Raw genomic sequence first — 13,415 nt, 5'->3', positions numbered from 1 at the left:
CTGCCCGGCGACCGCGGGAGGGCTCCAGCGGGGCCTCTACGGGCGCTACGGCGCCTCTTCCCAGCGAGTCCTACCCCGGGGGCCCTACCGGGCCCTTTCGCGGGCGGTCACCGGCGCTACAGCGCCTGTTTGCGGGTGAGGTGGGTGAAGGCCACCCAGCCGGGCAGCACCGGCAGCCAGAAGACCATCAGCCGGAAGAGCAGCACCGCGGGAGCCGCCGTCTCGTACGGCAGCCCGGCGAAGGTCAGACCAGCGATCAGGGCGGCCTCGACCGCGCCCACACCGCCGGGGGTGGGCGCCGCCGACCCCAGGGCGTTGCCCGCGAGGAAGACGACGGCGATGCTCGCGTAGCTCAGCTCACCGCCGAACGCCCGGATCGCGGAGTCGAGGCACATCACGTTCGCGGCGGTCAGCAGCAGGGTGCCGCCGATGCCGGCGAGCAGCTTCTTGGGCCGCTGGAGCACGTCCAGCATGCGCGGCACGACGCCCGCGAACAGCGACCGCACCCGGGTGGAGACGAACTTCCGCAGCACGGGAATGGCGGTCACCACCAGCACCAGGACGGCGGCCGTCAGCAGCCCGGCGATCACCGTCCGGGACGGCGAGAGCGCCGGGGTGCGCTCGGTGCCGGTGATGTAGCCGAAGGTCAGCAGCAGCACGATATGGCTGGCGAGCCCGAACAGCTGGGAGGCGCCCACACTGGCCACCGCGAGCCCCGGCCGCACCCCCGCGCGCTGGAGGAAGCGGGCGTTGAGGGCGACCCCGCCGACCGCCGCGGGCGCCACCAGCTTCACGAACGAGGCAGCCACCTGCGCCAGCACCGTCCGCCCGAGGGGCACCTTCTCCGGGACGAAGCCGAGCAGGCTCAGCGCCGCGGCCAGATAGGTGAGCGCGGAGAAGACGAGCGCGAAGACGACCCAGATCCAGTTGGCCTCGCCGACCAGGGCGCCCAGCTTGAGATGGGTGAACTGGGACAGCAGGAAGTACGCGGCGAAGGCCCCCGCGCAGAAGCTGACCAGGGTGCGCGGCTTGATGCGCTCCAGCCGTTCGGGCTGTATGGGCGCCTGGGGCCTCACCAGCAGCACCTGCTGCCGGATCTGGGAGAGCAGATCCTCCTCGCGGGCGTCCTCCAGGGCCTCCTCGATGGCGCGCTTCTCCGCCTGCTTCTCGGCCTTGGCCGTCTTACGGTCGCCGCCGGCCGCCTCCGGACCCCCGGCGGCCTCCTGTGCCTCCCGCGTGTCGGCCTCCCGGGCCTCCTTGGCCTCCTTGGCGGCGCGGGACGCCTCCAGGACGGCCTCCCGCTGGCGCTGGGCGCGCTCGCGCGCGAGCTGGCGCAGGGTCGCCCGGGTGCCCCGGCCGAGCGCCAGGGGCTGGAGCAGCGGAAGGCTTCCGGCGACCGCGTCCGGGCCGAGGACCTCCACGGCGGCGGTCACCGAGCGCTCGGCGCCCACCCGCAGGCCCAGGGTGGTCAGCAGCTGTGCGATGTCCATCCGCAGCACCACGTCACCGGCCGCGATCTCACCGCTGCGCAGATCGGTCAGGAAGACCGTGCCGTTGCGGTCGACCAGCAGGGCGTCGCTGTCCAGCCGCCGGTGGGCGATCCGCCGCGACTGGAGCGCCTGGACCTGGTGCCAGGCCCCGGCCAGCAGTTCGTCGGTGATCGCCTCGTCCGGCAGGGCGTGCAGCGGGCGGCCGCCGACGTGCTCGTAGACGAGCATCACGGCGTCCGGTCCCAGCTCGGAGGTGGCGATCAGCTTGGGCGCGTTGGCCCCGGCCGCGATGGCCGCGTAGGCGAGCAGCGCCTCCTGCTCCAGGGCCTGGCGCAGCGACTGGAGGCTGCGCGGCGGGGTGATCGTCCGCAGGGTCAGCCGCTGCCAGACGCCGTAGAAGAAGCCCTGGGCCTGCTGCTCCCGGTCGACGACCGTGACGTCCAGGGGCGGGCCGTCCTCCAGCGTGACCAGATAGCGGCGGCCCCGGTCGCCATGGCCGTGCTCGTCCTCGGGCTCCTCGGCGCGCATGGCGCTGACCGGGTTGAAGCCGACCCGGCGCAGCCCGGCGAGCAGGTGCTGGCCGGTGGGGCGCACATTGGGGGAGCCGACCGCGTAGAGCGTGCCGTAGGCCACCGCCCAGCCGATGAGCACCGTAAGGATGATCGAGAACGGTGTGGTGTAGCCGCCCACGAGCACCGCGAAGGCGTCGAGCAGCAGCACGCACCACATGGCCACCCGCCAGCGCGGGCGGCGGGCCATGCCGACGGCCGTCATATAGGCGATGACAGGGGCGAGATAGCCGTGCACGGGGTCGCTGAAGGTGCCGCCGGGGGCGGGCTGGGTGAGCGCCTCGCGGAGCGAGCCGGGGGCGCCTCTGGCGACCCAGAGGTCCATGGCGAGGGACACCCCGTGGGCCAGCACCGCGGCCAGCACGCCGTCGGCGATCCGCAGTCCGTCCCGCTTGATCAGCCGCTCGAAGGCGAAGGCCACCGGCAGGACGAGGACGGCCACCCCGGCCGTGAGCCCCGCGAAGTCGATCAGTAGCGGGGGCGCCTGGTCGGCGCCGTGCCCGATGTCCTTCTCCAGACCGGCGGTGGTCCCGTGGGCGAAGGCCGCGATGGCGAGCACGACGGCCATGCCGAGGATCCCGAGCAGCGTCCGCAGCAGATCGGAGGGGCGGTGCACACGGGCCGGCAGCAGCGGCTCGTCGCCGGAGACCCGGTCCACATGGCCCTCCGGTCCGTCCGGGCCGCAGTCATCCCCCGAGCCCGGGGCCTCTGCCTCTGGCCGACCGGACGGTGTCGTGGAGTGCGGCAACGCCTCCGGGGTGCGGGCCTCCTCCTCGGGAGGCTGCGCACCCTGCTGCTTCGCCGTCTCTTCTTGATCTCGTATCACCAGTCACCGCCCGGAAGATGGTGGCATGCCCGGGCTGCGGAGGGGGGCATCAGGGTGCATTTCGGGGACGTGGACCCCGAATGGTACGCCCTGCTGAGGATTCCCGCACAATGCGTGATCGAACCGCGACCCGGCCCGGAGCGGGCCCGCCGCCACCCTGCGAGGGGCGTGCGGTGGTGCGTTCCGCGGGGCGTGCGGCGCGGCTGTCGTCGGGGCTGTCGGAGGGGTGCGGCAGGATGGGGCGGATGAGCCGGGAGAACAGGGAGCCGGAGGACGGGGACAGCGCCGAGGAGCTGCCCGAGTACGCCGAGCGGGTGCTGGAGGTGGCCGAGCTGATCCCCTCCGGCCGCGTGATGACCTACGGGGACGTCGCCGAATGGCTGGACGAGGGCGGCCCGCGCCAGGTGGGGCGGGTGATGGCGCTCTACGGGGGCGCCGTGCCGTGGTGGCGGGTGGTGCGCGCGGACGGTGTGCTGCTGCCCGGCCATGAGCTGCGCGCCCTTGGCCACTACCGCGAGGAGGGCACCCCGCTGCGCGAGGCGGCGCGCTCGGCCGAGGGCCATGTGCCGCGGATCGACATGGCCAGGGCGCGGTGGGACGGCGGCGGGCAGGACCACGGCCGGTAGCGGGGCGGCTTTCGGAAGCGCGGCGGGACCGGGGCGGCCGTCCTCGGGGGCGGTGGACGCCGGGCCGTGCCGGGGCGCGGTAAGCGCGGGGCCGGACGCGTGCGCGGCGGGCTCGCGGTCGTACGGGCGCCCGATGAGCGTGCGGCCGTATCGGTGTGCCGTGAGCGCGGGGCCGTACCGGTTTGCGGCGGGCTCGCGGTCGTACCGGCGGTATCCACAGCCATACGGGTGAGGCCCCGCGGCGCATGAGAGGCTGTCCCGCACCCAGCGAACCCACCAGGACCGGCGATCCAACGTGAGCTCCTCCCCCTCGTCCCTTCCGCGGCAGCGGCAGGCACGGCAGCCGTCCTCACGGCAGTCGGCCCAGGGCGTCTACCGCCTGCTCCGTCATCGGCCGGAGCCAGGTGCCCTTCCTGTCCCGGACGCACGGCAGCGCGCCGTGGTTGAGCACCGGGGCGGTCCTTTGCTGGTGCTCGCCGGGCCCGGCACGGGCAAGACGACGACGCTCGTGGAGGCGGTGGCCCGCCGGGTGCGCGAGGGCGCGGATCCCGAGCGGCTCCTGGTGCTCACCTTCAGCCGTAAGGCGGCCGTCGAACTGCGCGACCGCATGTCCGCGCGCCTGGGCGGCGCGAGCGCCCCACGGGCCACGACCTTCCACTCCTATTGCTACGCACTGGTCCGCGCCCACCAGGACGTCGATCTCTTCGTGGATCCGCTGCGGCTGCTCTCCGGACCGGAGCAGGACGTCGTCGTCAGGGAGCTGCTCGCCGGTCAGGCCGAGTTGGCGAGCGAGGGCCGGGCCGTCGTCCGCTGGCCGGACGACCTGCGCGCCTGCCTGACCACGCGGGGCTTCGCCGACGAGGTGCGCGCGGTGCTGGCCCGCAGCCGGGAGCTGGGCCTCGGCCCACGGTCGCTGGGGGAGTTCGCCGAGCGCACCGGGCGCCCCGACTGGTCCGCCGCGGCCGGCTTCCTCGCCGAGTACCTCGACGTCCTGGACGGCCAGGGGGTGCTGGACTACGCGGAGCTGGTGCACCGCGCGGTGCTGCTGGCCGGGCGGCCGGAGGTCGCGGCCGAGCTGGCGGGGCGGTACGACGCGGTGTTCGTCGACGAGTACCAGGACACCGACGTGGCCCAGGGGCGGCTGCTGCGGGCGCTCGCGGGCGGCGGCAGGACCCTGCTCGCCTTCGGTGACCCCGATCAGTCCATCTACGCCTTCCGCGGCGCCGACGTGGGCGGCATCCTCCGGTTCCGCGAGGACTTCCCGCGGGCGGACGGGCGGCCCGCCGACATGGAGGTCCTCACCGTCTCCCGACGCTCGGGGGCCGCGCTGCTCGCCGCCACCCGGCGGATCGCCGGCCGGATGCCGCTCACCCGGCTGCCCGCGCGAGCCGTAAGGGCGCACCGGGAGCTCGCGGCCACCCGTGACGGCGGTCGCGTCGAGGCGTACACGTACCCGACCGCGGGCGCCGAGCTCGACAATGTGGCCGACATCCTGCGTCGTGCCCATCTGGAGGACGGGGTGCCTTGGCGTGAGATGGCCGTCCTGGTGCGCGCCGGGGGGCGTTCGATCCCGGGTGTGCGCCGGGCGCTCACCTCGGCCGGAGTCCCCGTCGAGGTGGACGGCGATGACATCCCGCTGCGCCATGAGCCCGCCGTGGCACCCCTGCTGACGGCGCTGCGGGTGGCCGCCACGGCCGCGCTGCCGGACAGCGGCGGGCTGTCCGCGGTCCTCGGCGTCGAGACCGCCCTGACCCTGCTCGCCTCGCCCCTCGGCGGTATGGACGCCGCCGATCTGCGCCGCCTGGGCCGCGCGCTGCGCGAGGAGGAGCGGTCCGCCGGGCGGGCGGTGCCGCGCCCCTCCGACGTCCTGCTCGCCGAGGCGCTCGCCGAGCCGGAGCGGCTGGCCGTCCACGACCCGGCGTACGCGCGCGGCGCCCAGAACCTCGGGCGGCTGCTGCGCACGGCCCGGGAGGCGCTGGCCCGGGGCGGCACCGCCGAACAGGCGCTGTGGGGGCTGTGGGACGGCACCCCCTGGCCCGGCCGACTGGAGCGGGCGGCGCAGCGCGGCGGCACCGCCGGGCGGAACGCGGACCGCGACCTGGACGCGGTGTGCGCGCTGTTCGAGACCGCCGCGCGCGCCGAGGAGCGCACCGGCGGCCGCGGCGCCCTCAACTTCCTGGAGGAGATCGACGCCCAGGACATAGCCGCCGACACCCTCTCCCGCCGGATGGTCCGCCCCGACGCCGTACGGCTGATGACGGCCCACCGCTCCAAGGGGCTCGAATGGGCCCTGGTGGTCGTCGCGGGGGTGCAGGAGGGGCTGTGGCCCGATCTGCGGCGGCGCGGCTCGCTCCTGGAGGCCGACCGGATCGGCCGGGACGGGCTGGCCGAGCCGCTGCCGCCGGGCGCCCTGCTGGCCGAGGAGCGACGGCTGTTCTATGTGGCGGCGACGCGCGCCAAGGAGCGGCTCGTGGTCACCGCCGTCAAGGCCGCCTCCGAGGACGGGGACCAGCCCTCCCGCTTCCTCGCCGAACTGGGCGTCCCGACCACCGACGTCACCCAACGGCCGCGCCGTCCGCTGTCCGTCGCCGCGCTCGTCGCCGAGCTGCGCGCCACCACCGTCGACCCGGACGCCTCGGAGGCGCTGCGCGACGCCGCCGCGCGCCGCCTGGCGCGGCTCGCGGCGCTGCGCGACGAGGAGGGCCGCCCGCTGGTCCCGGCCGCCCACCCCTACCGCTGGTGGGGGCTGTACGAGCCGACGCACAGCGAGGTCCCGCTGCGCGACCGGGACCGGCCCGTGGCGCTGTCCGGCAGCGCGCTCGACCAGCTCGTCAACACCTGCTCGCTCCAGTGGTTCCTGGGGCGCGAGGTGAAGGCGGACGCGCCCTCGACGGCCGCCCAGGGCTTCGGCAACGTCGTGCACGTCCTGGCCGACGAGGTCGCCTCCGGCCGTACCCCGGCCGATCTCGCGGTCCTCATGGAGCGCCTGGACTCCGTATGGGACGCGCTCGCCTTCGACGCCCCCTGGAAGTCACGGCAGGAGAAGGAGCAGGCACGGGCGGCCCTGGAGCGCTTTCTGCAGTGGCATGTGATGGAGCGCGGCGGCCGCACCCCGGTCGCCAGCGAGCACTCCTTCGACGTCACGCTCGAAGCCGACGTCTATAAGGTGCGCATCCGCGGCAGCATGGACCGCGTCGAGACGGACGCCCAGGGGCGCGCCTATGTGGTCGACTTCAAGACCGGTAAGCAGGCCGTGACCCGTGGCGATGTCGAGCACCACCCCCAGCTGGCGGCCTATCAGCTGGCGGTGCGCGAGGGCGCCGTGGACGACGTCTTCGACGGCGGGCGCCCCGAGCCGGGCGGCGCGGAGCTCGTCCAGCTGCGGCAGGGCGCCGCCAAGAAGGACGGCGGCGACGACGTCCCCAAGGTCCAGGCCCAGGAGCCGCTGGACGGTGAGTGGGTGGGGCAGCTGCTCGCCACCGCGGCCGGGCGCGTCCTGGACGAGCGGTTCACCCCGAGCACGGGCGACCACTGCGAGCGCTGCGCCTTCCGGGGCGCGTGCAGTGCGCGGGCGGAGGGGCGTCATGTGGTCGAGTGACGCTGTCTCGCACGGGGCTGGGGCGGCGTGGCACCGGGCTGACGCCGTCGCCCGTCGAGCCGTGGCCCCGGGGCGGCCGTCGACCGGCGCGGCGGGGCGTGTCGGTGGGCACCGATAGCCTCACTGGAGTGTCAGCCCGCATCACCGATCCCGAGGAGCTCAAGGAACTCCTCGGGATCCCGTTCACCCCGGAGCAGGTGGCGTGCATCACCGCACCGCCCGCCCCGCAGGTGATCGTCGCCGGGGCGGGCTCCGGAAAGACCACGGTGATGGCCGCCCGCGTCGTCTGGCTGGTCGGCACCGGCCAGGTCGCGCCCGACCGGGTGCTCGGCCTCACCTTCACCAACAAGGCCGCCGGAGAGCTGGCGGAGCGCGTCCGTAAGGCCCTCGTCACGGCGGGCATCGTGGACCCGGACCCGGATCCGGGCGCCACCGAGGAGGCCCCGGGCGAGCCCGTCATCTCGACGTACCACGCCTTCGCCGGACAGCTGCTGAAGGACCACGGACTGCGCGTCGGCCTCGAACCGAGCGCCCGGCTGCTCGCCGACGCCACCCGCTTCCAGCTGGCCGCGCGCGTGCTGCGCTCCGCCCCCGGCCCGTATCCGGCGCTCACCCGCCCGTTCGCCGACCTGGTCACCGATCTGCTCGCGCTCGACGCCGAGCTCGCCGAGCACCTCGTCCCCACCGGGCGGCTGCGCGCGTACGACACCGAGCTGCTGCGGACGCTTGAGGGCACGCGGCTCACCAACGAGGTGCTGCGCAAGGTTCCCGAGGCCGCCCGCGCCCGCCAGGAGCTGCTGGGTCTGGTCGAGGCGTACCGCGAGGAGAAGCGCCGCCGCGATCTGCTCGACTTCGGCGACCAGATCGCCCATTCGGCCACCCTGGCCCTGGACCACCCGGAGGTCGGCCGGATCCTGCGCGAGCAGTTCGCGGTCGTGCTGCTCGACGAGTACCAGGACACCTCCGTCGCCCAGCGGCTGCTGCTGTCCGGCCTCTTCGGCGGCGGCACCGGACACCCCGTCACCGCCGTCGGTGACCCCTGCCAGGCCATCTATGGCTGGCGCGGCGCCTCCGTGGCCAACCTGGACGACTTCCCCGAGCACTTCCCGCACGCCGACGGCCGCCCGGCGGAGCGCTTCGCACTCAGCGAGAACCGGCGCAGCGGCGGCCGTCTCCTGGACCTCGCCAACGGGCTGGCCGCCCCGCTGCGCGCGATGCACGAGGGCGTCGAGGCGCTGCGCCCCGCGCCCGGCGCCGAGCGGGACGGAGCGGTGCGCTGTGCGCTGCTGCCCACCCACGCCGAGGAGCTGGCCTGGCTCGCCGACTCCATCGCCCACCTGGTGCGCACGGGCACCCCGCCCGGCGAGATCGCGGTGCTGTGCCGCACGGCGGGTGATTTCGCGCAGATCCAGGGCGCGTTGGTGGAGCGGGACATCCCGGTGGAGGTGGTGGGCCTGTCGGGGCTGCTGCACCTGCCGGAGGTCGCCGATCTGGTGGCCGTCTGCGAGGTCCTCCAGGACCCGGGGGCCAACGCCGCGCTGGTCCGTCTGCTCACCGGGCCGCGCTGGCGGATCGGCCCCCGCGACCTCGCGCTGCTCGGCCGCCGCGCCCGCGCGGTGGTCTCCTACGGCGGGCCGGACGGGGCGGAGGACGATCCGGACCGACGGCTCGCCGAGGCCGTCGAGGGCACCGACCCCGCCGAGGTGATCTCCCTCGCCGACGCCCTCGACACCTTCCTGGAAGCAGGCGGCGGCCCGGACGACGGGCTGCCCTTCTCGGCCGACGCACGGGTCCGGTTCGCCCGGCTCGCCGCCGAACTCCGCGAGCTGCGCCGCTCGCTCGCCGATCCGCTGATGGACGTCCTCCACCGGGTCCTGGCCACCACGGGCCTCGAGGTCGAGCTGTCCGCCTCACCGCACGCCCTGGCCGCGCGCCGCCGCGAGACGCTCGGCAACTTCCTGGACGTCGCGGCCGCCTTCGCGGGCCGGGAGGGCGGTGCGGCTGTGGACGGCGAGGCCACCCTTCAGGGCTTCCTCGGCTTCCTGCGCACCGCCGCGCAGTACGAGAAGGGGCTCGACAACGCCCTGCCCGGCGGCGAGAACACGGTCAAGGTGCTCACCGCCCACAAGGCCAAGGGACTGGAGTGGGATGTGGTGGCGGTGCCGGGGCTCGTCGCCAAGCAGTTCCCGAGCGAACAGTCCCGCGAGTCCTGGACGGCGAACGCGAAGGTACTGCCGCACGAGCTGCGCGGGGACGCGCGGACCCTCCCGGACGTCACCGCCTGGGACAGCAAGGGGATCGCCGCCTTCAAGGACGCCATGAAGGGGCATCAGCGGACGGAGGAGCTGCGGCTGGGCTATGTGACCTTCACCCGGCCGCGCTCGCTGCTGCTGGGCTCCGGGCACTGGTGGGGCCCCACCCAGAAGCGTCCGCGCGGCCCGTCGGGCTTCCTGGACGCGCTGCGCGAGCACTGCGAGGCGGGGTACGGCGAGATCGAGGCATGGGCCGAACCGCCGGAGGAGGGCGCGGGGAACCCGGCCCTGCGGGAGTCGGCGGCCGACCGGGCCTGGCCGCTTCCGCTGGACCCGGCCGCGCTGCGCCACCGCCGCCGCGCCGCCGATGTGGTGCTCGCCCATCTGGCGCGCATCGAGACGGCGCGGGGAGAGCCGACCGCCCAGGACGAGGGGCACCCCTCGGCGGACGGGGAACTCTTTCCGGAGCCCCCGGAGGAGCTTGAGCCCCCGGAGGACCCGGAGTGGCCCGAGCCTCCGGAGGATCCTTACGGTTCGTACGAGGACGCGCCGTACCCCGACCCTTACGGCGCGCCGGAACCTGGCGCACCGGAGCCCGATGTGCCCGACATCACGTCAGAACCGGCCGACGACGAGCTGGCGCCCGAGGAGGTCCGGCTGATCGGCTCCTGGGACCGCGATCTGGACGCGCTCGCCGGAGAGCTGCGCCGAGCCCGCGAGAGCGTGCACGAGGTGCCCCTGCCGAGCACGCTCACCGCGTCCCAGCTGCTGCGTCTCGCCGCCGACCCGGACGGCTTCGCACGGGAGCTGGCCCGCCCCATGCCCCGGCCGCCGCGCCCCGCCGCGCGGCGCGGCACCCGCTTCCACGCCTGGGTCGAGTCGCGCTTCGAGGCGCTGCCGCTGCCCTTCCTCGGCCCGGACGAGCTGCCGGGCGGCGAGGACGACGAGGCGGAGATCGCCGACGAGCGGGATCTGACCGCGCTCAAGGAGGCGTTCGCCCGCACGCCGTACGCCCGGCGCACCCCTTACCGCGTGGAGGTGCCGGTCCAGCTGACCCTGGCGGGCCGCACCGTCCGTGGCCGGATCGACGCGGTGTACCGCGAGTCCGGTACGGGCCCCGACGACGGCCCGCGCTACGAGATCGTCGACTGGAAGACCGGCCGGTCCCAGGACGCCGACCCGCTCCAGCTGGCCATCTACCGCGTCGCCTGGGCCGAACAGCACGGGCTGCCCCTGTCGGCGGTCACGGCGGCCTTCGTGTACGTACGCAGCGGTGAGGTGGTCCGCCCCGCCGGGCTGCCCGGCCGGGCCGGGCTGGAGCGCGTCCTGCTCGGGGAGCCGGGGGACGCCGACGTCGGCGGGAACGTGGACGTCGGCGTGGACGCGGAAGTCGGTGGAAACGTGGACGGCAGCGGGGACGGAGTCGTGGACATCGGCGGGGACGGAGACGCGGACGCGACCGGAAATGACCGTATCGATGCCGGAACCGTCACCGAGCGCGAGCGCACCTGAGCGGCCCGGAGGCCCCCGCCCTCGCCCGGCCGCGGGCCGGATAGGCTCACATGCATGAGCAACACCCCGGACACGGACAACGCCGTCCGCGCCTTTGTGGACGGCCATCGCGCCGTCTTCCTCGCCGAGCTCTCCGAGTGGCTGCGCATCCCGTCCGTATCCGCCGACCCCGCCCGCGCCGACGACGTCCGGCGCGGCGCCCAGTGGCTCAGGGACCACCTGGCCGCCACGGGCTTCCCGGTGACTGAGATATGGGACACACCGGGCGCCCCGGCCGTGTTCGCCGAATGGCCGTCCGGTGATCCCGACGCCCTTACGGTGCTCGTCTACGGTCACCACGACGTCCAGCCCGCCGACCGCGCGGACGGCTGGCGCACCGACCCCTTCGAGCCCGTCATCGAGGACGGCAGGCTCTACGCCCGCGGCGCCGCCGACGACAAGGGGCAGGTTCTCTTCCACACCCTGGGGATACGGGCGCACCTGGCCGTGACCGGCCGTGACGCGCCCGCGGTGAACCTCAAGCTGCTGATCGAAGGCGAGGAGGAGTCCGGTTCCCCGCACTTCCCCGAGCTGGTCCGCGCGCACGCCGACCGGCTGGCCTGCGACACCGTGATCGTCTCCGACACCGGGATGTGGTCCGAGGACACCCCGACCGTCTGCACCGGTATGCGGGGCCTCGTAGAGTGCCAGATCGATCTCCACGGCCCAGGCCAGGACATCCACTCCGGCTCCTTCGGCGGTGCGGTCCCCAACCCGGCCACCGAGGCCGCCCGACTGGTCGCCGCGCTGCATGACGACGACCGTAAGGTGGCCATCCCCGGCTTCTACGACGGCGTCGTGGAGCTGACCGACCGTGACCGCGAGCTCTTCGCCGAGCTGCCGTTCGACGAGGCGGGCTGGCTGCGGACCGCGCATTCACGGGCCACGCTCGGCGAAGCCGGGTACTCCACCCTGGAGCGGATCTGGGCCCGTCCGACCGCCGAGGTCAACGGCATCGGCGGGGGCTACCAGGGGCCGGGCGGAAAGACCATCGTGCCCTCGGCCGCCCAGCTGAAGCTGTCCTTCCGGCTGGTGGCGGGCCAGGATGTGGAGAAGATCCAGTCGGCCGTGCGGGACTGGGCCGCCGCCCTGCTCCCGGCCGGGATCCGCCATGAGATCACCTATTGGGGCGCCACCCGCCCCTGTCTGACCCCGCTGGACCACCCCGCGCTCCAGTCGGTCGTCCGCGCCATGGGGCGCGCCTTCGGCCAGAAGGTCCGCTTCACCCGCGAGGGCGGATCGGGCCCCGCCGCCGATCTCCAGGACATCCTCGGCGCTCCGGTGCTCTTCCTGGGCATCTCGGTGCCGTCCGACGGCTGGCACGCACCCAACGAGAAGGTCGAGCTCGGTCTGCTCATGAAGGGCGCCGAGACGGCCGCCCACCTTTGGGCCGAGCTCGCCGAGAATGGACGGGAATAGCTTGCTCTGTTACGTGAACCACCCATTGCACTGGGGGAGTTGGAACCAGCCGTGACCACCTCGACCGACCACGCCACCGACCGGCCGATCACGCTCAGCGCTCCGAGCGGCATCGACCGCTCCGCGCACCACCGCTTGGACGAGGCGTGGCTGGCCGCTGCGTGGAGCCACCCGACGACGCGCGTCTTCGTGGTCTCCGGCGGCCAGGCCCTGGTCGACGACACCCCGGACGGCCGTACCGAACTCGTCATGACCCCGTCCTTCGAGGCCCCGCCCACCGAGAACCACCGCTACTTCCTGGGCACCGACCAGGAGGGCGTGCGCTACTTCGCGCTCCAGAAGGACTCCCTGCCGGGGCGGATGGACCAGTCGGCGCGCCCGGCCGGGCTGCGCGAGGCGGGCGTGCTGCTGTCCGAGCGTGACGCGGGGCTGCTGGTGCACGCGGTCGCGCTGGAGAACTGGCAGCGGCTGCACCGCTTCTGCTCACGCTGCGGTCAGCGCACGGTGATCGCGGCGGCGGGCCATATCCGCCGCTGCCCGGCGTGCGGGGCCGAGCACTACCCGCGCACCGACCCCGCCGTGATCATGCTGGTGAAGGACGACAAGGACCGGGCGCTGCTGGGGCGCCAGGTGCACTGGCCGGAGGGACGCTTCTCGACGCTGGCGGGCTTCGTGGAGCCGGGCGAGTCGATCGAGCAGGCCGTGGTCCGCGAGGTGGCGGAGGAGGCGGGCGTCACGGTCGGCGAGGTCGATTACGTGGCCAGCCAGCCGTGGCCGTTCCCGTCCAGCCTGATGCTCGGCTTCATGGCCCGGGCCACGTCCTCCCGGATCCAGGTGGACGGGGAGGAGATCCACGAGGCGCGCTGGTTCTCCCGGGACGACCTGCGGGCCGCGATCGAGTCCGGGGAGGTCCTGCCTCCCTCCGGGATCTCGATCGCGGCCCGGCTGATCGAGCTCTGGTACGGCGAGCCGCTGCCGCGGGGCTGAGCCGGAGCCCGCGGGACCGAGCCAGAGACCGCGGGACTGACGCAGACCCGCGGGGCTGACGCGGAGCCCGTGGGACCGGCTCAGTGGCCCGGGAGCC

At 74.4% G+C, this 13,415-nt stretch carries 6 protein-coding genes; 5 read left to right on the top strand and 1 reads right to left on the bottom strand.

The genetic code is table 11. The annotated features are described in order from the left end of the window. Positions 1 to 116: 116 nt before the first annotated feature. Positions 117 to 2,885 carry a lysylphosphatidylglycerol synthase transmembrane domain-containing protein gene (locus ACMTAK_RS18925; RefSeq protein ID WP_413807314.1) on the bottom strand — a complete coding sequence of 923 codons (2,769 nt, stop codon included), beginning with the start codon at positions 2,883 to 2,885 and terminating at the stop codon, positions 117 to 119. A 245-nt stretch (positions 2,886 to 3,130) separates the two neighbouring features. On the opposite strand from ACMTAK_RS18925, the gene ACMTAK_RS18920 reads away from it, so the two are divergent. The 5 genes from ACMTAK_RS18920 to nudC all read left to right on the top strand — a co-directional run bounded on the left by ACMTAK_RS18920 (position 3,131) and on the right by nudC (position 13,318). After that, positions 3,131 to 3,511, top strand: coding sequence for an MGMT family protein (locus ACMTAK_RS18920; RefSeq protein WP_413807313.1), 381 nt, complete (start codon positions 3,131 to 3,133; stop codon positions 3,509 to 3,511). 379 nt (positions 3,512 to 3,890) lie between these two features. Continuing rightward, on the top strand, positions 3,891 to 7,109 hold the full coding sequence (locus ACMTAK_RS18915; RefSeq protein WP_413812932.1) for an ATP-dependent helicase: 3,219 nt from the start codon (positions 3,891 to 3,893) through the stop codon (positions 7,107 to 7,109). 128 nt (positions 7,110 to 7,237) lie between these two features. Further along, complete coding sequence (locus ACMTAK_RS18910; protein ID WP_413807312.1) at positions 7,238 to 10,873, top strand: UvrD-helicase domain-containing protein; 3,636 nt, start codon at positions 7,238 to 7,240, stop codon at positions 10,871 to 10,873. 54 nt (positions 10,874 to 10,927) lie between these two features. Then, positions 10,928 to 12,331 (top strand): dipeptidase, encoded by a 1,404-nt coding sequence (locus tag ACMTAK_RS18905; RefSeq protein ID WP_413807311.1) that lies wholly within the window; start codon positions 10,928 to 10,930, stop codon positions 12,329 to 12,331. Positions 12,332 to 12,382: 51 nt separating this feature from the next. Then, positions 12,383 to 13,318 (top strand): NAD(+) diphosphatase, encoded by a 936-nt coding sequence (gene nudC / locus ACMTAK_RS18900; protein ID WP_413807310.1) that lies wholly within the window; start codon positions 12,383 to 12,385, stop codon positions 13,316 to 13,318. Positions 13,319 to 13,415 lie beyond the last annotated feature (97 nt).

This window comes from Streptomyces lacaronensis, assembly GCF_047337785.1.
In the GTDB taxonomy this organism is placed as follows: domain Bacteria; phylum Actinomycetota; class Actinomycetes; order Streptomycetales; family Streptomycetaceae; genus Streptomyces; species Streptomyces lycopersici.
This window is presented reverse-complemented; position numbering and strand designations above follow the sequence as displayed.